This is a genomic window from Amycolatopsis melonis (genome assembly GCF_040064235.1).
Lineage (GTDB): Bacteria > Actinomycetota > Actinomycetes > Mycobacteriales > Pseudonocardiaceae > Amycolatopsis > Amycolatopsis melonis.
Genome location: NZ_JBDZYD010000001.1, coordinates 297227 through 317026, shown reverse-complemented (window position 1 = coordinate 317026; position 19800 = coordinate 297227). Strand labels below are relative to the sequence as shown.

Genomic DNA, 19800 nt, shown 5'->3' with positions numbered 1-19800 from the left:
CTCAGCCTTACGGGTGGTGTGGCGTGATTCGCGGCAAGCTCCTGCTTGACCTGGTGACAACAATGCGTAACCATTACTCTGAGTATTCGACTCACAGAGTCCCCTGGACCGGTCACCCCGACCGGGAGGGGGTGAAGAACGGAGAACGACCAGATGGGCGATTACGCCAAGGCGCTCGGGGCCAAGCTCCGCGGGATCCGCCAGCAGCAGGGCCTGTCCCTGCACGGGGTCGAGCAGAAGTCCGGTGGGCGCTGGAAGGCCGTCGTCGTCGGCTCGTACGAGCGTGGCGACCGTGCCGTCACCGTCCAGAAGCTGGCCGAGCTGGCCGACTTCTACGGCGTGCCGGTGGTCGAGCTGCTGCCCGAGGGCCGGGTCCCCTCCGGCGCGGAGCCCGCCACCAAGATCGTGATCAACCTCGAGCGCCTGCAGCAACTGCCGGCCGAGAAGGTGGGCCCGCTGGCCCGCTACGCCGCGACGATCCAGAGCCAGCGCGGCGACTACAACGGCAAGGTGCTCTCGATCCGCACCGAGGACCTGCGGTCCCTGGCCATCATCTACGACATGACCCCGGGCGAGCTGACCGAGCAGCTCATCGACTGGGGCGTCCTGCCGCCGGAGGCGCGTCCTTCCAAGGAGGACTGAGCGCGACGTGTGCTGTGCCGACGCAGTGAGCGTCCCCTGGTGGGGCACCGGAGACGCTCACTGACTCGTCGGGGGGCTCGCAGCAGCTAGAGAACCGCGCGGAGACGGTCGGCGATCGTGCCGATCCGGCCCAGTACGCCGTTGACGAACCGCGGCGAGTCGTCCGTGGACAGTTCCTTCGCCAGGCCGACGGCCTCGTCGATCGCGACCGGGTCCGGCACGTCCTCGGCCCAGAGCAGCTCGTAGACCCCGACCCGCAGCACCGCGAGGTCGACCTTCGGCATCCGGTCCAGTGTCCAGCCCTGCGCGTGCTCGGCCAGCAGCTCGTCGATCTGCGCCTTCCGGCCGGTCACGCCCTCGACCAGGCTGATCGTGTAGTCCGCGATCGGGTCGACGTCGGTCGCGCCGACCCGGTCGGCCAGCAGCGTCACCGCGTCGGTGTCCCGCTGCGCGGCCTCGTACAGCATTTCCACCGCGCGACGGCGCGCCTGCCTGCGGCTGATCGCGCCGCCGCGGTTCGGGTGGGGTTTCGACGTCGGCATCAGCTGGAAACGCGGCCCAGGTAGCGGCCGTCGCGGGTGTCGACCTTGATCTTCTCGCCGGTGGACAGGAACAGCGGGACCTGGATCTCCGCGCCGGTCTCCAGCGTCGCCGGCTTGGTGCCGCCGGTGGAGCGGTCGCCCTGCAGGCCCGGGTCGGTGTGCTGGATGACCAGCTCGACCGACGTCGGCAGCTCGACGTACAGCGGCTCGTTGTCGTGCACCGCGACCTGGACCTCGGTGTTCTCGAGCATGTAGTTGGCGTTGTCGCCGACGACCTCGGCCGTGACCGTGATCTGGTCGTAGGTGTCGCCGTCCATGAACACGAAGTCCTGGCCCTCCTTGTAGAGGTAGGTCATGTTCCGGCGGTCCACCGTGGCCGTCTCGACCTTCGTGCCCGCGTTGAACGTCTTGTCGACCACCTTGCCGGTGAGCACGTGCTTGAGCGTCGTGCGCACGAAGGCGCCGCCCTTGCCCGGCTTGACGTGCTGGAACGCGGTGACGGTCCACAGCTGGCCGTCCAGGTTGAGGACGAGACCGTTCTTCAGGTCGTTGGTCGTGGCCACGAGCTTGCTGTCTCCTGTGTCGACTTCGGTTCCGCGGCCGTCGTCAGACGACCACGAGGTTCTTGGTGCTCAGGGTGAGGAGTTCGGGCTCCCCCGCCCGCACGACGAGCGTGTCCTCGATGCGCACGCCACCGCGCCCCGCGAGGTAGACGCCGGGCTCGACGGTGACCGCCATACCGGCGGACAGTGTACCGACGCCCGTCGCGGCCAGGCTCGGTGCCTCGTGGATCTGCAGGCCGACGCCGTGCCCGAGACCGTGCGCGAAGTGCTCGCCGTGCCCGGCGCCGGTGATCACCTTCCGTGCGGCGGCGTCCACTTCGGACACCTCGGCGCCCGGCGCGACGGCCCGCACACCCGCGGCCTGTGCGGCGTGGACGAGGTCGTACACCTCGCGCTGCCAGTCGGCGGGCTCGCCGAGGACGAAGGTGCGCGTCATGTCGGAGTGGTAGCCGTCGACGGTCGCGCCGAAGTCCAGCTTCACGAAGTCGCCGCGCTTCAGCTCGGCGTGCGAGGGCCGGTGGTGCGGGATGGCCGAGTGCGCGCCGGCGGCGATGATGGACGCGAAACTGGGCCCGGAGGAGCCGTGCTCCAGCATCCGGTTCTCCAGGTCGCGGGCGACTTCCAGCTCGGTCCGCCCGGGCCGCAGCCCACCGGCGGCGAGCAGGTCGTCCAGCGCCCGGTCGGCAGCCGCGCACGCCTGGCGCAGCGCCTCGACCTCGGCTTCGTCCTTCACGACGCGCAGCTGCTCGACCAGGCCCGGCGTCCGGGTCAGCGCCAGCTGCTCGCTGAAGGTTTCGTACTCCTCGACGCTGACGTGCTGGCTTTCGAACCCGACCCGCCCGTAGGTCTTGGGGTCCTTCGCGGCCTTCGCGACCAGGGCGGCGGCGCTGGCGCGGTCGACGACCTTGTCCAGGTCGGGCACCTCGGCGGCCGACTGGGTGGTGTAGCGCCCGTCGGTGCAGAAGAGGGTCTTCTCGTCCCCGCCGGCGTGCAGCAGGACCGCGGCGTTCGAGCCGGTGAACCCGGTGAGGTAGCGGATGTTGAGCAGATCGGTGACCAGCAGCGCGTCCACACCGGCTGCGGTCAGCAGCCCGCGCAGAGCGGCACGACGGCGTCCATGGGTTTCAGGCACCCGTCCACCCTAGTTCTTCGGGCAGGCGGCCTACACTCCGCAGGATGAGCGCCTGGGTGATTCGCGGACTGGGCATGGCGGTGCTACACGGCGCGGCCATCACCCTGCTGGCCAAGTACGCCGTCTACCACCCGACCGACCAGACGCTGGTGGTATCGCTGGCCCTGGCGGTCCTGGTGGGAGCGGCGGCCCTGTGGAGCGCCCTGGACGCCTGGCGCGGCCTCCCCGACCGCGGCCGCGTGTGGTTCATCGCGGCACTGGTGGCGGGCCCGGTGGCGGGGATCCTGTACGTGATCGGCCGGGCGGTGTTCGTCGACCAGACGGGCGTGTCGGAACTGGGTGGAGCGTTGACGGGCGGGGCGGCGTTCTCGGCCCTGTTGGTGCTGGTCCCGGCCGGGCTGGGGCTGTTCGTCGGCGGCCGGATCGGGCGCTCGTCGAGCGCGGACCGCGAGGAGTCGCGGAGGTAGCGATGCCCCGGGGGGGGTGCCGCTGCGGGGCGGCGTGAGCCGGGCGCTGCCGCGGGCCGCGCGAGCCAGGCACTGCCGCACGGCGGCGTGCACCGGGCACTGCTGCGGCCCCGCGCCGACAGCACCCGGGTGCTCCAGGAAGCCCGAGCGCGTTCCCATTTCTCCCCCGCGGCCAGGCGGCCACGGCGCCGCAGCCGTCCCGGCCGGGCTGGGGCTGTTCGTCGGCGGCCGGATCGGGCGCTCGTCGAGCGCGGACCGCGAGGAGTCGCGGGGGTAGCTGCCGCTCAGCCCACCAGCGAGGGACCCTGCGGATAGGCGTCCCACTGGGCCGCCGTCACCGGGCGCGCCGATGAGCCGTTCGCGCCCACGATGCCGCCTTCGGGCAGGCGCCACAGGCGGCGGTCGTCGAGCAGCAGGCCGAACCAGCGGCCCGGGGCCTGCACCGCCTCCGCGCCCGACCGCAGCCGCGCCGCCAGGGGCAGGGCCGCGATCGCGGGCGGTGCCTTGTCGAGCACCTCGCCCGCCAGCGCCGTCGCGACCGTCCGGCGGTCGACGCGCACCCGCTGCCCGGCCCGGACCAGGTCCATCGTCCGCTCCGGCGACGGCATGGTGACCCCGTCGAACGTCGCGGCCACCCGGCCGGGGTTCGCGCAGGCCTGGCTGCCGAGCAGGTCGAGCCCGAAGTGCCGCAGGTCCGTCGGGGCGCCCGCCCCGCCGATCACCGTCGCGCGCACGACGTCGAACGGCACCCGGTCGCACGGGTCGGCCGACGACAGCGGCGCGTGCCCGTCCGCGCGGCGGACCAGCCCCGGCCCTTCCTTCCACGGCCCGGGGATCACGACCGGCTGGTAGGGGTTCTCGGTGAAGTCCGCGGTCCAGAAGGTGAGCGTCGTCCCGGTGTCGGTTTCGTGCGCGACGACGAACGCGCCGAGCGCGCCCACCCACATCAGGTCCGCGCTGAAGCCGTCGACGATCGACCGCGCCCGCGGCGCCGACGTCGAGGCCACCGGCACGAACCCGCCGACGTCCAGCGCCTGCACCGCCGACCCGAACGCCGGATCGGGCGAGCGCAGCACGAACTGCCCGGCGCCGTTCCACCCCGCGGCGCGGCCGGTGGTGTCGGTGAACATCAGGTAGAACCAGCCGTCGAGGTAGACGACGGAGGGCTGGCCCGCCCCGTAGACGTTCGCGCGGTGCACGTCGTGCGACGGCCCGAGGATCGGCCGCCCGCCTGCCGCGCGCGTCCAGTGCACGCCGTCCGGGCTGGTGGCGAGCCCGATGGCGTTGCCGAGCGCGTGGTCCCCGGCCGCCCCGGTGTAGTAGAGGTAGTAGGTCGAGCCGACGCGCAGCACGGACGGATCGCAGGTGTGCATGCCGTCGAAGTTCCCGGGCGCGCCGGAGAAGACGGCCGCGGGAATCCCGCCGCCCGGCCCGGTGAAGGGCCCGTCGAGGGACTGCGCCTGGGCGTAGAGGATGTCGTCCCCGGCCGGGCCGGCGCCGCCGTACTGGCTGCACCACCACATCCGGGTCTGCCCGTGGTCGAGCATGACGGACGGACCGTAGTTGTAGACGGCATCCGCCCCACCGGCGGCGATCACACCACCACTCTGCCGGGGGTCACCCGAACCGAGCTTGACGTTCACCGGCCGCGGAACGGTGGTCTGCCCGCCCGCAATGGCCGGATCGGTACCCGCCGCCTGGGGCTGGGCGTAACCCTGGGTGCACGCCGCAGCGAGGAGCCCCACCAGGACACTGGCGAAGAAGGCACGAGCGGGTCGCCGACCCCCACGACGAAACGGGCGCACGGCATCGGAGTGTAGCGAGGCCCGGACTCGTCCGAGTGGCGGAGCGCCGGTCGAGTGACACCCGACCGCGCCCTGTGAAGCGCGGGCTGGGCGGTCTGCCGCGGCTGGTCGTGAGTGAGAAACAGTGTTCTAACCCTGTTTCTCACTCACGACAAGCCGCGCGTCACCTCCCGGCCGGGCCTTCCGCCGCCACCAGCTCGACCTCGAAGCCCGCCTCGTTCTCCAGGTAGGCCGCGTAGTGCGCGTCGCCGCCCGCGTGCGGGTAGCGGTCCGCGAACAGCGGCCGCCAGCCGTGCTCTCCGGCCCGCGCGGCCAGGTCGTCGACCTCCGCGCGGGTGGCCACCTGCAGCGCCAGGTGGTTCAGGCCCGGGCGTGTGCGCTCGTGCTCCCGCGCGCTCAGGGCCGGTGACTCCTCCACGACCACGTACGTTCCGCCGCGGCGCCAGCTGACTCCCGCGGGCCAGCGCTGGAACTCCCGCCAGCCGAGTTCGCCGAGCAGCCAGCCCCAGCTCCGCTCGGCCTCAGCGAGGTCCGGCACCCACAGCTCGATGTGGTGCGGCCGCCCGTGCACCGGCGCCTGCGCCACCAGCACGCGATGCAGGTCGCCGTAGTGGACGCCGCTGCCCACGTCCAGGAAACCCAGGTGGGCGGCCACTTTCCGGCTCGCCGCGTTCCGCTCGTGGACCAGCGCCCAGATCGCCGGGAGCCCGAGCGCGCCGAACCCGTGGTCCAGCACCGCCTGGGCCGCCTCGGTCGCCAGGCCCTGGCCGGCGTGCGGGGTCGCCACGTAGTAACCCAGCTCGGCCACTCCGCCGGGCAGCTCCCAGGACGGGCGCAGGTGCGCGACGCCGATCACGTCGCCGTCCCGCTCGATCACCCAGTGGCCCTGACCCGCCGGTCCGCGATACTCCAGCCGCCGGTCCACCATCGCGCTCGCCGCCGCCGGGTCGGAGAAGTCCGCCGCGAAGAACCGGCTCATCTCCGGGTCGGAGAACACCTTCACCACGGCGTCGCGGTCGGCCTCGGCGAGCTGCCGCAGCCGGAGCCGCGCCGTGGTCAGCGCGGGCAGGGTCATCCCGGGTGCGCGGCCAGCCAGCGCAGGGCGAGCGGGTAGCCGTCGACGCCGAGGCCGGCGATCACCGCGGTCGCGACGTCCGACAGCACGCTGTGGTGCCGGAACGCCTCCCGCTTGTGCACGTTCGAGATGTGCAGCTCGATCAGCGGCGCCGTCAGCTGCGCGGCGGCGTCGCGCACCGCGATCGAATAGTGCGTCCACGCGCCGGCGTTGAGCACCACCGGGTTCCCGCCATCGGCGGCCTCGTGCAGCCAGCCGACCAGCTCGCCTTCATGGTCGGTTTGCCGGACCTCGACCTCGATCCCCAGCTCGGCGCCGGTCTTGACGCACAGCGCCGCAAGGTCGTCGTGCGTGGTCGAGCCGTACACCGAGGGCTCGCGCTTGCCGAGGCGGCCGAGGTTGGGGCCGTTGAACACGAACGCCTTCACAGCAGCACGCTCCCGCCGCTCGCGGGGGCGTCGGCCGCGATCGCCGAGTACGCGGCCGCGAGCAGCGCCGGGTCCGGCCCTTCGAGCCTGCCGGGCTTGGCGAGCCCGTCGAGGACGACGAACCGCAGCACGCCGGAGCGGGTCTTCTTGTCGCCGTGCATGGTTTCCAGCAGCTGCGGCAGCGCGTCGGCGTCGTACGTCGTGGGCAGGCCGAGCAGCTGCAGCACGGCCCGGTGCCGTTCGGCGGTGGCGTCGTCGAGCCGTCCGGCCAGCCGGGCCAGCTCGGCGGCGAACACCAGGCCGACGCTGACCGCGGCGCCGTGCCGCCACCGGTACCGCTCGCGGCGCTCGATGGCGTGGCCGAGGGTGTGGCCGTAGTTGAGGATCTCCCGCAGGTCGGACTCGCGCAGGTCGGCGGCCACGACGTCGGCCTTGACCCGGATGGACCGGCGGACCAGTTCGGCCAGCACGTCCCCGGTCGCGTCGACGGCGGCGGCCGGGTCGGCCTCGATCAGCTCGAGAATCCGCGGGTCGGCGATGAAGCCCGTCTTCACGACCTCGGCCATCCCGGCGACGAGCTCGTTCGGCGGGAGCGTCTCCAGCGTTGCGAGGTCGGCGAACACCGCGTCCGGCTCGTGGAACACCCCGACCAGGTTCTTGCCCGCCTCGGTGTTGATGCCGGTCTTGCCGCCGACCGCGGCGTCGACCATGCCCAGCAGCGTGGTCGGCACGTTGACCAGCCGGACCCCGCGCATCCAGGTGCCCGCGACGAACCCGGCGAGGTCGGTGACGGCGCCGCCGCCGAGCCCGACCACAACACCGCGGCGGTCCAGCCCGATCCGGCCGAGCACCTCCCAGCAGAAGCTCGCGACGGTCAGCGCCTTGCCGTCCTCGGCGTCGGGGATTTCGACGCGGTGCGCGTCGAGGCCCGCGGCGTTCAGCTCGTCGCGGAGGGCCTCGGCCGTGGTGGTCAGCGTCGGCGGGTGGATCAGCGCGATCTTCGAGGCGCCGGCCAGCTGCGCGGTGAGGTCGCCGAGCAGGCCACGCCCCACCACGACGTCGTAGGGATGGGCGGTGGCGACCGGGATGCGGACCGGGTCGGACTGCACCGGAACGGACACGGGGACGTTCACTCCTTGGCTTCGGCGGGGGCGAGCCGCGCGGCGAGGTCCGCGACGATCTCGGCCGGGGTCCGCTCGTCGGTGACGACCTCGACGGTGGCGACCTCGCGATAGACGGGCAGCCGTTCGTCGAGCAGTTTCTTGAAGGTGGCCCGGGGGTTCACCCCGGCCAGCAGCGGCCGCGCGGAGGACAGGCCGGTGCGCTGCACCCCCGCGGCGAGGCCGACGTTGAGGAACACGACGGTGTGTCCGGCCAGCCGCGCCCGCGTGCCCTTGGCGAGCGGCGCGCCGCCGCCGAGGGAGAGCACGCCGTCGTGCTCCGCCAGCGCGGTGGCGACCGTTTCTTCTTCCAGCGCACGGAAAGCGGGTTCCCCGTCTTCGGCGAAGATGTCGGCGATGCTGCGCCCGGCCCGCGCGACGATGTCGTCGTCGCTGTCGCGGAACCCGACGCCGAGCGTCTTCGCCAGCAGCCGCCCGATCGTGGTCTTGCCCGAGCCGGGCGGCCCGACGATCACCGCACGGGGACTCACCACCGCTCCTCGAGGGCCTTGAGGTAGGCGTCGGCGTTGCGCTTGCTCTCGGCGAGCGAGTCGCCGCCGAACTTCTCCAGCGCGGCGTCGGCGAGGACGAGCGCCACCACCGACTCCAGCACGACCCCGGCGCGGGGCACGGCGCAGACGTCGGACCGCTGGTGGATGGCGACCGCGGGCTCCCCGGTCTTGACGTCCACTGTGGACAGTGCTTTGGGGACGGTCGAGATCGGCTTCATCGCCACCCGCACGCGCAGCGGCTCGCCATTGGTGATGCCGCCTTCGAGGCCGCCCGCGCGGTTGGACCGGCGGGTGACGCCGACCGGGCCGGAGCCGCGGTCGATCTCGTCGTGGGCCTGGCTGCCCCAGCGGCGTGCGGTGGTGAAGCCGTCGCCGACCTCGACGCCCTTCATCGCCTGGACGCCCATCAGCGCGCCGGCCAGCCGCGCGTCGAGCCGGCGGTCCCAGTGCACGTGGGAGCCGAGGCCCGGCGGGAGGCCGTAGGCGAGGACCTCGATCACGCCGCCGACGGTGTCACCCGCCTTCCGCACGGCGTCGACCTCGGCGACCATCGCGTCGGTGCCCTCCTTGCTGAAGGCGCGCACCGGGCTCTCGTCGATGGCGGGCAGGTCGGCGGCGACCGGCAGGGGGCCTTCGGGCGCCTCCGCGCCGCCGATCGAGACGACGTGGCTGAGGATCTCGACGCCGAGCAGCTGCTTGAGGAAGTTGCGGGCGACGGTGCCGAGCGCGGTCCGCGACGCCGTCTCGCGGGCACTCGCCCGCTCCAGCACCGGGCGCGCCTCCTCGAAGCCGTACTTCTGCATGCCCGGCAGGTCGGCGTGGCCAGGGCGGGGCCGGGTGAGCGGTTCGTTGCGCGCGAGGCCCTCGAGGACCTGCGGGTCGACCGGGTCGGCCGCCATGACCTGCTCCCACTTGGGCCACTCGGCGTTCTCGATCTGCACCGCGATCGGGCCGCCCTGGGTGAGGCCGTGGCGGACGCCGCCGAGGAACTCGATGTGGTCGGTCTCGAAGCCCATCCGCGGGCTGCGGCCGAAGCCGAGTCGGCGCCGGGCCAGCTGTTCGGTGACGTCGGCGGTGGTGACGGCAACGCCCGCGGGCATGCCTTCGAGCACGGCGGCCAGCGCGGGTCCGTGCGATTCACCTGCGGTGATCCAGCGCAACATGGGCTCAATCCTGTCACGGGCGGATGGCGGGCCGGGACGTGCCTCCGGTCATGGCGCACCGGGGAAGACGGCAGCTGTCCAGGCGGCAGCGAGCAGCCCCGGACCAGCGAGTTCTTCCGCGCGACGGCGACGGCCGAGCTGAACAGCGCGGCCACCACGACGGCGGCGCCCAGGAGCGCGCCGAGTTTCAGGTCGTCCGCGCCGGGACTTGTCCGGCGCGAGCCGGTGAACCAGAGCGTGCGCACCGCCGTGGCGGTGACGAGGATCGGGAAGGTCATGGCCCCAGCCTGCTGCGGCGGGGTTGACCAGGGCAAATGCCGGGCGTTACGAAAGGACCGTTCGCTGCGCTCCGGGGTGGATTTCACTCCTGTGGGCGACGGTTCGGCGGGGTTTGCGGGTGTCGGCTTGCGTGCCTGGCGGGTCGGGTCGGCGGTCCGGAAGGGTCGACACGGGTGATTGAAGGGTCGACTCGCGTGATTGGAGGGTCGACTCGCGTGATTGAAGGGTCGACTCGCGTGACTGGGCGGGCATCTCGCGTGATTGAGCGGGCATCACGCGTGATTGGGCGGGCATCGGAGGCTGGGGTGGCTGATCCGGGGCCCCCTGCGGCCCGGATCAGCCACCTACCCCCTCACAGGGTGAGGCGGAGGAGGGGGAGGCCGTCGCCGAGGCGGATTTCCAAGGCCGCCAGGTCCGACTGGCGCAATGCCGTGCCGATCGAGAGGCGGGCCGTGTTGTCCGGGATGGCCTTCCAGGTCGCCAGCTGGGTCTGCGTGCCCGAGCGGGAGATCGCCACCAGGACGTACTCGCCGCCGCTGCGGCCGCCCGTGTAGCTGCACGACATGTCCACCTGGGTGCCCCAGTCGAACGCCGCCAGGCGGGCGTCCGCGCGGACCGGGAACGCGCCCAGTGCCGTCAGCGGGACCGCCGGCGGGGGCGACGGCGCGGGCCACGCCACCACCACGCCCAGTGCCACCGCCGCCGCGGCCGACACCGTGGTCAGTGCCCAGCGGAGGCGGCGGCCGCGCCGGACGCGGCGGAGCACCGCCGGGAGCAGGTCCGGCGGGGGCGGGCCGGCGTCCGGGACCGCCGCGGGCGCGTCGACGCGGGCCAGCAGGCCCGGCAGGCCGGCCAGCTCGCGGACCGAGGCCGCGCAGCGGTCGCACGTGCGCAGGTGCTGCTCGAACCGCTGCCGGTCCTCGGGGGCGAGCGCCCCGAGCACGTACGCCGCGTCGAACGTCGCGAACGGGTCTTCGCTCACTGGGTCACCCCCCTTTCCTCCAACGCCAGGCGAAGCGCGCGCAACGCGTAGTGCGTCCGCGACTTCACCGTCCCTTCGGCCACTCCGAGCTTGGTCGCCGCGTCGGCGACGGAGTAGCCCTGGAAGTAGCACAGCACCAGGACCTCCCGGTGCCGCTCCGACAGCTCGCCGAGCGCCTCGGCGACCAGCCAGCCCTGCACCGCGCGATCGGTGCCGTCGGCGACCGGGCGGTCCGGCGGCCGGTCCGTGGTCACCTCCGACCGGGCCGACGCCGAGCGCCAGCCGTCGATGGCGATCCGCCGCGCGACCGTGAACAGCCACGCCCGCGCCGAGCCCTGCGACTGGTCCAGCACCGTCGTCGACCGCCAGGCCCGCAGCAGCGTCTCCTGGACGACGTCCTCGGCCCGGACGCGGTCGCCGGAGGTCAGGTGCAGGGCGTAGGACCACAGCGCGGCCGCGTGCTCCTCGTGCAGCGCGCGCATCAGCGCCTCTTCGGCGGCGTCCTTCACCGGCGGGTCCTAGACCGTCGTGCGGCGGCGGTCCTTGACGAACATCAGGGCAAGGCCACCCACGATGCAGACCGCCTCGGTGATGACGCCCCAGTACTCCGGCTGGCTGTTGAACTGGTCGTGGTTGCCCATGAACCCGACCGTCGCGGCGAGGACGTACGCGCCCAGCGTCAGCGCCCCGAACCCGACGGCACCCAGCGCGGGCAGCCAGTGCCGCCAGGCCAGGACGGCGATCGCGAGGACGAACCCGGCAATCGCGTCCAGCAGGAACAGCGGGCCGGTGATGCCCGGATAGCCCTGAGTCCACAGGAAGAAGTGCACGCCCGCCGAGCCCAGCAGCGCGGCCGCCACGACGATGCGCAGAACCCAATTCACCATGATCGTTTCCTCCACCTTCACACCCACTCCGGCTAATACACGGAACCGGGGCCGATCCGGTTCACCGTGTGCCCGAGGTTCACGCCGACGTGGGGGCAGGCCTGGCCGATCGCGGATTGAACCCATCGGGGTGCTGCTTCGTAAGGTAGGGCATGACAGCCGAACTGCACTCCCGCCGCACCGTCCTGACCACGGGTGCCGCCGTCGCCGGTGCCGCCGTCGGCGCCGTCGCGCTCTCCGCGTGCTCGTCGGGGGACAGCCCCAAGCCGGGTACCGCGCAGGCCCCGATCGCCGCCGGGACGCCGCTGGTGGCGCTCGCCGACGTCCCGGTCGGGCAGGCCAAGGCGGCGAAGGCCCCGGACGGCACCGACGTGATCGTGTCCCGGCCGTCGGAGTCGGCCGCCGCGGCGTTCAGCGCGATCTGCACCCACCAGGGCTGCACGGTCGCCCCGAAGGGCGCCGACCTGGTCTGCCCGTGCCACGGCTCGGTGTTCAACGCGCTCACCGGCGAGGTCAAGCAGGGCCCGGCGAGCAAGCCGCTGCCGTCGGTGCCGGTCAAGGTGGAGAACGGGAAGGTCGTCACCGGCTGACGAACCGGTGGACGCCGAAGGGCCCTTGTGGACGGTCACCGTCCACAAGGGCCCTTCGCGCGCCGGTACTCAGGCGTCCCAGCCGAACAGGCGGTCGCCGGCGGCGACGTCGCGTCCGGTGTCCAAACCGGACAGGACGTCCGCGGACGCGTCGAGCGCGACCACCGGGACGATCGCGGAGTAGCCCGCCGCGGTCACCGCTTCCGGGTCCCAGCTGACGACCGGCTGGCCTGCCCGCACCTGCTCGCCCTTGACGACGTGCAGCGTGAAGCCCTCGCCCTTCTCCTTGACCGTGTCGATGCCCAGGTGGACCAGCACGGCCTTGCCGTCCTCGGTGGCGACGACGTAGGCGTGCGGGTGCAGCGTCGCGACCGTCCCGTCGACCGGCGCGACGGCGTCCGAGCGCCCGCCCGAGGGCTGGACCGCGATGCCGGGGCCGACCATGGCCTGCGCGAACACCGGGTCCGGGACCTCGGTGATCGGCACCACGTGCCCGGCGACCGGGCTGAGGATCTCCAGGCTCACAGGAGGTCCTCGATGTCGCTGGCGATCGTGTCCGCCTCCGGCCCGACGATCACCTGCAGGGCCGTCGACCCCATCTTCACCACGCCCATCGCGCCTGCCTTCTTCAGCGCCGCCTCGTCGACGAGGCTCATGTCCTCGACCTCGCAGCGCAGCCGCGTGATGCAGCCCTCGACCTCGGTGAGATTGTCCGCGCCGCCGAGCGCCGCGAGGATCTTTTCGGGCCTGTCATCCGCCATCGCGGTCTCCTTGCTCACTGTTTGTTCCCAACCTGACGCGAACCGCGTGTCCACCTGTACTACGCCGTTCGTCGGCATGCACCCCACCGCGGGCCACGAACGGATAACGGTGGTTGACACCCGTCCGCACGGCGGAGCATCCTGCCCCATCGGATCATTGGTCTAGACCGGAACGTACCAATGTTCCGTGCCGGACGCGAGCACCGGTCCCCCGGTGCGAGGAGAACGAGGAGGGTGACGCCGATGAGCGCGGCCGCGCACGTCCCGCCACCCGACCGGGTCGTCAACGGGCCCACGCCCAAGCACGCCCAGCTGCGGGAAATCCTCCGCCGCACGGTGGAGCGCGAGCTGCCGCCGGGCGCGCCGATCCCGTCGGAACGCGAGCTGGCGCAGCGCTACGGCGTGTCGCGGCTCACGGTCCGGTCGGCGATCGGCAAGCTGGTCGAGGAGGGCCTGCTCGCCAGGGTCCGCGGCAAGGGCACGTTCACCGCCGCCCGGCGGATGGAGCTGCAGCTCTACCTGATGTCGTTCACCGACGACATGCGACGGCGCGGGCTGACCCCGACGACCGAGGTGGTCTCGGCGGCCACCGAGGTGCCGCCCGCCGCCACCGCGCACGCACTCGGCCTGGCCGAGGGCACCCCCGCCCACCACCTGGTGCGGCTGCGCCACGCCGACGGCGTGCCACTGGCCGTCGAGCGCGGCTGGTACCACGCGGGCCGGGCACCCGGCCTGCTCGGGCTCGACCTGACCCAGTCCGTTTACGCGCAGCTGGCCGAGACGTACGGTGTGCGTCCCGACCGGGCGTGGCAGACGGTCTGGGCCGAAGGCGCGGACCGCGAGACGGCCCGGCTGCTGGGCATGCGCCCCGGCAGCCCGCTGCTCGTGTTCCGGCGGGTCTCCAGCGCGAACGGCGACCCCATCGAAGACATCACGTCCTGGTACCGGGGAGATCACTACCAGGTGACCATGCAGTTGGACCGGAACACCCCGGAACCCGGTCAACCACCCCACTATGGAGGATCCAGATGAGCTCCACCACCGCGGAGGGGGCGAAGAAGAGCGGCGGCGGCCTCGCCGGTCTTCAGCGCTTCGGCCGTAGCCTCATGCTCCCCATCGCCGTGCTCCCGGCGGCGGGCATCCTGGTCCGGTTCGGCCAGGACGACATGCTCGGAGCGAAGGGCCTCGGCTGGAACAAGGTCGCCAGCGTCCTCGGCGCCGCCGGCGGCACGCTGTTCAACTGGCTGCCGCTGCTGTTCGCGGTCGGCATCGCGGTCGGCTTCGCCCGCAAGGGCGACGGCTCGACCGCCGTGGCCGCGGTCGTCGGCTTCTTCGTCTTCACCAGCGTCATCCAGGTGTTCGCGCCGCTGACCGACGTGCCGAAGTACAAGCCGGGGGTGACCGAGCTCCAGCCGATCAACTGGCCGTACTCGGTGCTCGCGGGTGTCGTGGTCGGCATCGTGTCGGCGCTGCTGTGGCAGCGCTACCACCGGATCAAGCTGCCCGCCTACCTGGCGTTCTTCGGCGGCCGCCGGTTCGTCCCGATCATCACCGCCTTCACGCTGCTGATCCTCGGGGTGATCTTCGGGCTGGTGTTCCACTGGGTCAACAACGGCATCGAGGCCGTCGGCGACGCCGTCACCGCGTCCCCGGTCGCGGGTGGCGGCATCTACGGCGCGCTGAACCGGCTGCTCATCCCGGTCGGTCTGCACCAGCTGCTGAACGTCCCGGTCTGGTTCATCTTCGACGGCGGTGACATCAACAACTTCATCGCGGGCAAGACCAGCGCGGGCGCGTTCACCACGGGCTTCTTCCCGATCTTCATGTTCGCGCTGCCCGCGGCGGCGCTGGCGATCTGGCAGACGGCCCGCCCGGCGCAGAAGAAGGTCGTCGGCGGTGTGATGATCTCCGCGGCGCTGACCTCGTTCATCACCGGCGTCACCGAGCCGATCGAGTTCTCGTTCATGTTCGTGGCGTGGCCGCTCTACCTGTTCCACGCGATCATGACCGGCACGTCGCTGGCGATCTGCAACGCGCTGGGCATCCACCAGAGCTTCAACTTCTCCGCGGGTGGCATCGACTTCCTGCTGAACCTGGGCGCCCCGGCGGCGCAGAAGCCGTGGCTGCTCGTGCCGATCGGCCTGGTCTACGCGGGGATCTACTACGTGGTCTTCCGGTTCGCGATCACCAAGTTCAACCTGAAGACCCCGGGCCGCGAGGACGACTCGATCGAAGCGGACCTCGACCGCACCGCCGCGAAGTAACATCACCACCGACGTACACCCCTTGTAGCGAGAGGACGAACATGCCGGAGAAACGCGTCACCGTGGCCAGCAAGGTGGGGCTGCACGCCCGGCCGGCCGCGCTGGTGGCGAAGGCGGCCGCGGCGCAGCCCGTCGCGGTGCAGATCGCCAAGGCCGGCGGGAGCCCGGTGGCCGCCGGCAGCGTGCTCAACCTGATGACGCTCGCCGCCGCGTACGGCGACGAGGTCGTCATCAGCGCCGAGGGCGAGGGTGCCGAGGAGGCCGTGGAAGCGGTCGCCCAGCTCGTCGCCACCGACCTCGACGCCTGACGGAACACCCCGGCGAAGGCCTCCGCACCGGTCCCCGGCACCGGTGCGGGGGCCTTCGTTTCGTAGGGTGGGCGCATGGAGAGCCTGCGCCTGATCGACGAGTGGCCGGTGGACAACGCCGCGACGGCCGTGGTGTCCGCCGACGGGACCGTGCCGGGCCGCCACGGCGACACCGCGCGGAAGTTCCGGCTGGCCTCGGTCACGAAGCCGCTGACCGCCTACGCCGCGCTCATCGCGGTCGAGGAGGGCGTCGTCGAGCTGGACACCCCGGCCGGGCCCGCGGGCTCGACCGTGCGGCACCTGCTGGCCCACACCTCCGGGCTCGCCTTCGACGCGCACAAGGCGATGGCCGAGCCGGGCACCCGGCGGCTGTACTCCAACGCCGGTTTCGAGCAGCTGGCCGACGCGCTGGCCGAGCACTCGGGTATTCCCTTCGCGCAGTACCAGACCGAAGCGCTGTTCGGGCCGCTCGGCATGACGTCGACCACGCTGGAGGGCTCCCCCGCCTCCGGCGCGGTGTCCACTGTGGACGACCTGGTGGCCTTCGCCGCCGAGCTGCAGTCGCCCAAGCTGCTCGACCCGGCCACCGTCGCCGAGGCGACGAACGTCGTCTTCCCCGGCCTGTCCGGGGTGCTGCCCGGGTTCGGCCACCAGAAGCCCAACGACTGGGGCCTCGGCTTCGAGATCCGCGACCACAAGAGCCCGCACTGGACCGGCGCGAACAGCTCGCCGCGGACGTTCGGCCACTTCGGCCAGTCGGGCACGTTCCTCTGGGTCGACCCGGACGCGGGCGCGGCCTGCGTCGCGCTGACCGACCGCGCGTTCGGCCCGTGGGCCGCCGAGGTCTGGCCGCGCTTCACCGACGCCGTCCTGGCGGATCTGGGCGCGTGAAGCGGGTTCTCCTCGCCGCGCTCCTGCTGCTGTCCGCCTGCACCGCCCCGGCGGCCGAGCCCGCGCCGCCGTCCCCGACGCCGTCCGCCGAAGCTCCCCCGGCGCTGGGCACGAACGGCGCCGCGGTGCCGTCGCTGCACTGGACGCCGTGTCACGGGACGTTCCAGTGCGCGGCCGCGGCCGTGCCGCTGAGCTACCGGCAGCCGAAGGGCGCCACGATCTCGCTGTCGGTGATCCGGCTGCCCGCAAGCGATCCCGGACGGCGGCTCGGCTCGCTGTTCTTCAACTTCGGCGGGCCGGGCGCGGACGGCGTCGGCGAGCTGACGCGCTTCGCCGCGCGGTACCCCGCCGAGCTGCGGGCCCGCTTCGACCTGGTGAGCTTCGACCCGCGCGGGATCGGCGGCTCGGCGCCGATCAGCTGTCCCGGCGCGGACCACCTGCCGCCTGCCGGGTCGCCGCTGCGGCAGCCGGAGGCGTTCTTCGCCGCGAGTGCCGCGACCGGCAAGGCGTGCGCCGCCTCCGGCGCCCTGCTCAGCCACCTGTCGACGGCGAACGTCGCGCGGGATCTGGAGCTGCTGCGCCAGGCCGTCGGCGATCCCGCGCTGAACTTCTACGGCTACTCCTACGGCACGTACCTGGGCGGCACCTACGCGAACCTGTTTCCGGACAAGGTCCGCGCGATGACCCTCGACGGCACGCTCGACCTCGTCGCCAACGCCACCGGCAAGCCCGGCCAGGAGAAGCAGCCGGTGGACGTGCGGGCCGACGTCGCCGGGGCGCAGCAGAAGGAACTGGACCGGTTCTTCGCCGCCTGCGCCGCGGCCGGGCCGAAGTGCGCGTTCTCGGCAGGCGATCCGAAACAGCGGTTCGCCGGGGTCTTCGCGCACGCGTCCCGCACCACGGGCGTGGCTTCGCTGATGAAGACGGTGGACAGCGCGCTGTACCAGTCGGGCCGCTGGAAGCGGCTCGCCTCGACGCTGGCGGCGCTGCCGTCCGACGCGGGAGCCGCGTCACCGGTGCTCGACCCGTACGTGCCGACGCACTCCCCCGGCTTCCTCGCCGTCCAGTGCGTCGACAGCGACAATCCGCAGTCTCCGGCGGACTACACCGCGCTCGCGGGCCCGGAAAGCGCGCGGCAGCCGTATTTCGGGCTGAGTGCGGTGTTTTCGATGGCGCAGTGCGTCGGCTGGCCCGCCCGCGACGAGGACCGGTACACCGGACCGTGGAACCGGCCGCGCCGCAATCCGATCCTGGTGCTGAACAACCGGTTCGACCCGGCGACGCCACTGCACAACGCGGAAGCGACGGCTGCGGAACTGGGCGACGGCCGGGTGCTCGTCGTGGACGGTTACGGGCACACGTCCCTGGACGCGCCCAGCGCGTGCGCGTCGGCGGCGGTGGTGCGCTACCTGACGGAGCTGGCAGCCCCCGCGCCGGGCACGACCTGTCCCCCGGACGCGGTGCCCTTTCCCTGACCCGTGCTCGTGAGTGCGTAACAGTGTTAGAACGCTGTTACGCACTCACGACCAGGTGCGGCAGGCCGTTCAGCCGAACGGACGCGCGGGCAGGGTCCAAAGACCCTGCCGGGCGCCTTTCCGCGGTGGTGTCATGGTAGGTGTGCAGGCCCGCCGCAGGGCCGGTGCGGGGACCATTGGGCCCCGGCGGGCCGCACACCTCATTCCATGACGCGGATCGGCGTCCCCGCCTGGAACGCCGCGATGTCCTCGACCGCGTCGCCGTAGAAGATCTCGTAGGTGTCCCGCGTGACGAAGCCGATGTGCGGGGTCAGCACGGCGTTGTCGAGTGTCCTCAGTGGATGGTCGGCGGGAAACGGCTCGGTGTCGTAGACGTCCAGCGCCGCCGCGCGGATTTCCTTGCGCCGCAACGCGTCCACCAGCGCGGCCTCGTCGACGATCGGGCCGCGGGAGGTGTTCACCAGCAGCGCGTCCGGCTTCATCGCCGCGAGCTCGGCCGCCCCGACCAGGCCGCGGGTGCGCTCGCTGAGCACCAGGTGGATCGACAGCACGTCCGAGCGGGCGAACAGCTCCTCCTTGGACACCGCGGTGACGCCGTGCGGGTCCGCCTTCTCCTGGGTGAGGTTCTGGCTCCAGGCGATCGTCTCCATCCCGAAGACCTGCCCGACCTTCGCCGCGGCGGCACCGAGCCTGCCGAGGCCGAGCAGGCCGAGCGTCTTGCCGTGCAGCATGGTGCCGACGCTCGTCTGCCAGCCACCGTCGCGCATGGACGCGAACTCCTGCGGCAGGTTCCGCGACGCGGCGAGGATCAGCGCCCAGGTGTGCTCGGTCGTCGGCTCGCCGATGTAGCCGGTGGCGGACACGACGACGCCGTTGCGCCGCGCGGCCGCCACGTCGATGGCCGCGTTCCGCCTGCCGGTGCTGACCAGCAGCTTCAGGTCGGGCAGCCGGTCGAGCACCTCGGCCGGGAACCGCGTGCGCTCGCGCATCGCGACCACGCACTCGAACCCCTGCAGCTGCTTGACGACGTCGGCCAGGGGCTCGGTGAAGACCGTTATGTCGGCCTTGAGCGAGTCCCAGTCCCCGAAGGTGAGGGCGACGTTCTGGTAGTCGTCGAGAATGGCGATCCGCATGTGCTCACCGTAGTGGGTGCGCGCGGCCGCCCCAGCCGGAACCCGCGCCCCGCCCCGGCTAACGTGCAGTCCGTGGCCAAGAGCGAGGAAACGCGGTCCCTGATCGTCGCGACCGCGATGCGGCTGTTCACCGAGAACGGCTACGACCGCACGACCATGCGCGCGATCGCGGCCGAAGCGGGGGTCTCCGTCGGGAACGCCTACTACTACTTCTCGTCGAAGGAACAGCTCGTCCAGGGCTTCTACGACGAGATCGCCCGCCGGCACCTGGCCGCGGCCCGCCCGCTGCTGGAGGGCGAGCCCGGCTTCGCGGCGCGGCTGAAGGCCGTCCTGCTGTGCTGGCTCGACATCGCCGAGCCCTACCACCGCTTCGGCACGCAGTTCTTCGTCAACGCGGCCGACCCGGAGTCGCCGCTGAGCCCGTTCAGCGACGACTCCTCGGCCGCCCGCGAGGCCTCGATCGGCCTCATGCGCGAGGTCGTCGACGGCTCCGACGTCAAGCTCGACCCGGAACTGCGGGCCCAGCTGCCGCAGCTGCTGTGGCTCTACCAGATGGGCGTGGTGCTGTTCTGGGTCCACGACCGCTCGGCAGGCACGAAACGCAGCCGCATGCTGGTCGAGCGCAGCGTCCCCCTGCTGGCCAGGCTGGCCGCGCTCTCCCGGCTGCGGGTGTTCCGGCCCGTCAGCCGGGAGATCGCCGACCTGATCCAGGACCTGGCCAAACGGGACTGATCCGTAACG

24 protein-coding genes are annotated in these 19800 nt (G+C 72.4%); 9 read left to right on the top strand and 15 right to left on the bottom strand.

What is annotated here, in order from left to right:
* Positions 1–153: 153 nt before the first annotated feature.
* Entirely contained in the window at positions 154–642 is a 489-nt protein-coding gene (gene bldD, locus ABJI51_RS01470; RefSeq protein WP_003096372.1) for a transcriptional regulator BldD, read from the top strand.
* 86 nt (positions 643–728) lie between these two features.
* Here the strand turns inward: bldD and nusB are convergent, their stop codons facing one another.
* The 3 genes from nusB to ABJI51_RS01455 are packed head-to-tail and all read right to left on the bottom strand — an operon-like array spanning position 729 to position 2879.
* On the bottom strand, positions 729–1184 hold the full coding sequence (gene nusB / locus ABJI51_RS01465) for a transcription antitermination factor NusB (protein ID WP_348947026.1): 456 nt from the start codon (positions 1182–1184) through the stop codon (positions 729–731).
* Complete coding sequence (efp, locus tag ABJI51_RS01460) at positions 1184–1747, bottom strand: elongation factor P (RefSeq protein WP_348947025.1); 564 nt, start codon at positions 1745–1747, stop codon at positions 1184–1186. The genes nusB and efp overlap by 1 nt, the downstream gene beginning before the upstream one ends.
* Positions 1748–1790: 43 nt before the next feature.
* Positions 1791–2879, bottom strand: coding sequence for a M24 family metallopeptidase (locus ABJI51_RS01455; protein ID WP_348947024.1), 1089 nt, complete (start codon positions 2877–2879; stop codon positions 1791–1793).
* 44 nt (positions 2880–2923) lie between these two features.
* Here ABJI51_RS01455 and ABJI51_RS01450 point away from each other — a divergent pair, with 44 nt between their 5' ends.
* Complete coding sequence (locus ABJI51_RS01450; protein WP_348947023.1) at positions 2924–3346, top strand: B-4DMT family transporter; 423 nt, start codon at positions 2924–2926, stop codon at positions 3344–3346.
* A gap of 284 nt (positions 3347–3630) precedes the next feature.
* Here the strand turns inward: ABJI51_RS01450 and ABJI51_RS01445 are convergent, their stop codons facing one another.
* The 9 genes from ABJI51_RS01445 to ABJI51_RS01405 all read right to left on the bottom strand — a co-directional run bounded on the left by ABJI51_RS01445 (position 3631) and on the right by ABJI51_RS01405 (position 11637).
* A complete protein-coding gene (locus ABJI51_RS01445; protein ID WP_431605566.1) occupies positions 3631–5094 on the bottom strand; it encodes a glycoside hydrolase family protein in 1464 nt (487 codons plus the stop codon).
* A gap of 220 nt (positions 5095–5314) precedes the next feature.
* The gene (locus ABJI51_RS01440) at positions 5315–6226 is read right to left on the bottom strand and encodes a GNAT family N-acetyltransferase (protein WP_348947021.1); all 912 of its coding nucleotides are present in this window, start codon (positions 6224–6226) and stop codon (positions 5315–5317) included.
* Positions 6223–6654 carry a type II 3-dehydroquinate dehydratase gene (aroQ, locus tag ABJI51_RS01435; protein ID WP_348947020.1) on the bottom strand — a complete coding sequence of 144 codons (432 nt, stop codon included), beginning with the start codon at positions 6652–6654 and terminating at the stop codon, positions 6223–6225. Before aroQ ends, ABJI51_RS01440 begins: the two co-directional genes overlap by 4 nt.
* A complete protein-coding gene (aroB, locus tag ABJI51_RS01430) occupies positions 6651–7775 on the bottom strand; it encodes a 3-dehydroquinate synthase (RefSeq protein WP_348947019.1) in 1125 nt (374 codons plus the stop codon). Before aroB ends, aroQ begins: the two co-directional genes overlap by 4 nt.
* 8 nt (positions 7776–7783) lie before the next feature.
* On the bottom strand, positions 7784–8305 hold the full coding sequence (locus tag ABJI51_RS01425) for a shikimate kinase (RefSeq protein WP_348947018.1): 522 nt from the start codon (positions 8303–8305) through the stop codon (positions 7784–7786).
* The gene (gene aroC / locus ABJI51_RS01420) at positions 8302–9489 is read right to left on the bottom strand and encodes a chorismate synthase (protein WP_348947017.1); all 1188 of its coding nucleotides are present in this window, start codon (positions 9487–9489) and stop codon (positions 8302–8304) included. Before aroC ends, ABJI51_RS01425 begins: the two co-directional genes overlap by 4 nt.
* Positions 9490–10120: 631 nt before the next feature.
* Positions 10121–10750: an anti-sigma factor family protein gene (locus ABJI51_RS01415; protein ID WP_348947016.1), complete on the bottom strand. Its 630-nt coding sequence runs from the start codon at positions 10748–10750 to the stop codon at positions 10121–10123.
* The gene (locus tag ABJI51_RS01410; protein WP_348947015.1) at positions 10747–11259 is read right to left on the bottom strand and encodes a sigma-70 family RNA polymerase sigma factor; all 513 of its coding nucleotides are present in this window, start codon (positions 11257–11259) and stop codon (positions 10747–10749) included. Before ABJI51_RS01410 ends, ABJI51_RS01415 begins: the two co-directional genes overlap by 4 nt.
* A 9-nt stretch (positions 11260–11268) precedes the next feature.
* Positions 11269–11637: a hypothetical protein gene (locus tag ABJI51_RS01405; protein WP_348947014.1), complete on the bottom strand. Its 369-nt coding sequence runs from the start codon at positions 11635–11637 to the stop codon at positions 11269–11271.
* Positions 11638–11789: 152 nt separating this feature from the next.
* Here ABJI51_RS01405 and ABJI51_RS01400 point away from each other — a divergent pair, with 152 nt between their 5' ends.
* A complete protein-coding gene (locus ABJI51_RS01400; protein ID WP_348947013.1) occupies positions 11790–12227 on the top strand; it encodes a QcrA and Rieske domain-containing protein in 438 nt (145 codons plus the stop codon).
* A 69-nt stretch (positions 12228–12296) separates the two neighbouring features.
* Here ABJI51_RS01400 and ABJI51_RS01395 read toward each other — a convergent pair whose 3' ends face one another.
* Positions 12297–12752, bottom strand: coding sequence for a PTS sugar transporter subunit IIA (locus tag ABJI51_RS01395; RefSeq protein ID WP_348947012.1), 456 nt, complete (start codon positions 12750–12752; stop codon positions 12297–12299).
* Positions 12749–13066, bottom strand: a complete 318-nt coding sequence (locus ABJI51_RS01390; RefSeq protein WP_348947011.1) for a PTS sugar transporter subunit IIB — start codon at positions 13064–13066, stop codon at positions 12749–12751. The genes ABJI51_RS01395 and ABJI51_RS01390 overlap by 4 nt, the downstream gene beginning before the upstream one ends.
* Positions 13067–13231: 165 nt before the next feature.
* On the opposite strand from ABJI51_RS01390, the gene ABJI51_RS01385 reads away from it, so the two are divergent.
* The 5 genes from ABJI51_RS01385 (at position 13232) to ABJI51_RS01365 (ending at position 17926) form a co-directional block, all read left to right on the top strand.
* Positions 13232–14020 carry a GntR family transcriptional regulator gene (locus ABJI51_RS01385; RefSeq protein WP_348947010.1) on the top strand — a complete coding sequence of 263 codons (789 nt, stop codon included), beginning with the start codon at positions 13232–13234 and terminating at the stop codon, positions 14018–14020.
* A complete protein-coding gene (locus ABJI51_RS01380) occupies positions 14017–15252 on the top strand; it encodes a PTS transporter subunit EIIC (protein WP_348947009.1) in 1236 nt (411 codons plus the stop codon). The genes ABJI51_RS01385 and ABJI51_RS01380 overlap by 4 nt, the downstream gene beginning before the upstream one ends.
* Before the next feature lie 41 nt (positions 15253–15293).
* Positions 15294–15560 carry an HPr family phosphocarrier protein gene (locus tag ABJI51_RS01375; protein ID WP_348947008.1) on the top strand — a complete coding sequence of 89 codons (267 nt, stop codon included), beginning with the start codon at positions 15294–15296 and terminating at the stop codon, positions 15558–15560.
* A gap of 75 nt (positions 15561–15635) precedes the next feature.
* Positions 15636–16451: a serine hydrolase domain-containing protein gene (locus ABJI51_RS01370; protein ID WP_348947006.1), complete on the top strand. Its 816-nt coding sequence runs from the start codon at positions 15636–15638 to the stop codon at positions 16449–16451.
* Entirely contained in the window at positions 16448–17926 is a 1479-nt protein-coding gene (locus tag ABJI51_RS01365) for an alpha/beta hydrolase (protein ID WP_348947004.1), read from the top strand. Before ABJI51_RS01370 ends, ABJI51_RS01365 begins: the two co-directional genes overlap by 4 nt.
* 200 nt (positions 17927–18126) lie before the next feature.
* Here ABJI51_RS01365 and ABJI51_RS01360 read toward each other — a convergent pair whose 3' ends face one another.
* Positions 18127–19059 carry a D-2-hydroxyacid dehydrogenase family protein gene (locus tag ABJI51_RS01360; protein WP_348947003.1) on the bottom strand — a complete coding sequence of 311 codons (933 nt, stop codon included), beginning with the start codon at positions 19057–19059 and terminating at the stop codon, positions 18127–18129.
* A 72-nt stretch (positions 19060–19131) separates the two neighbouring features.
* Between ABJI51_RS01360 and ABJI51_RS01355 the strand changes: the two genes are divergently transcribed.
* Positions 19132–19791, top strand: a complete 660-nt coding sequence (locus ABJI51_RS01355; RefSeq protein WP_348947002.1) for a TetR/AcrR family transcriptional regulator — start codon at positions 19132–19134, stop codon at positions 19789–19791.
* The last annotated feature ends 9 nt before the right edge of the window (positions 19792–19800 follow it).

Bases quoted from the DNA above. Each gene is read 5' to 3' on its own strand.
- ABJI51_RS01390 (WP_348947011.1), bottom strand. From the start codon at position 13,066: ATGCCGACGAACGGCGTAGTACAGGTGGACACGCGGTTCGCGTCAGGT.
- ABJI51_RS01400 (WP_348947013.1), top strand. From the start codon at position 11,790: ATGACAGCCGAACTGCACTCCCGCCGCACCGTCCTGACCACGGGTGCC.
- ABJI51_RS01375 (WP_348947008.1), top strand. From the start codon at position 15,294: ATGCCGGAGAAACGCGTCACCGTGGCCAGCAAGGTGGGGCTGCACGCC.
- ABJI51_RS01385 (WP_348947010.1), top strand. From the start codon at position 13,232: ATGAGCGCGGCCGCGCACGTCCCGCCACCCGACCGGGTCGTCAACGGG.
- bldD (WP_003096372.1), top strand. From the start codon at position 154: ATGGGCGATTACGCCAAGGCGCTCGGGGCCAAGCTCCGCGGGATCCGC.
- nusB (WP_348947026.1), bottom strand. From the start codon at position 1,184: ATGCCGACGTCGAAACCCCACCCGAACCGCGGCGGCGCGATCAGCCGC.
- ABJI51_RS01450 (WP_348947023.1), top strand. From the start codon at position 2,924: ATGAGCGCCTGGGTGATTCGCGGACTGGGCATGGCGGTGCTACACGGC.
- ABJI51_RS01360 (WP_348947003.1), bottom strand. From the start codon at position 19,059: ATGCGGATCGCCATTCTCGACGACTACCAGAACGTCGCCCTCACCTTC.
- ABJI51_RS01370 (WP_348947006.1), top strand. From the start codon at position 15,636: ATGGAGAGCCTGCGCCTGATCGACGAGTGGCCGGTGGACAACGCCGCG.
- ABJI51_RS01440 (WP_348947021.1), bottom strand. From the start codon at position 6,226: ATGACCCTGCCCGCGCTGACCACGGCGCGGCTCCGGCTGCGGCAGCTC.
- aroC (WP_348947017.1), bottom strand. From the start codon at position 9,489: ATGTTGCGCTGGATCACCGCAGGTGAATCGCACGGACCCGCGCTGGCC.
- ABJI51_RS01405 (WP_348947014.1), bottom strand. From the start codon at position 11,637: ATGGTGAATTGGGTTCTGCGCATCGTCGTGGCGGCCGCGCTGCTGGGC.
- ABJI51_RS01380 (WP_348947009.1), top strand. From the start codon at position 14,017: ATGAGCTCCACCACCGCGGAGGGGGCGAAGAAGAGCGGCGGCGGCCTC.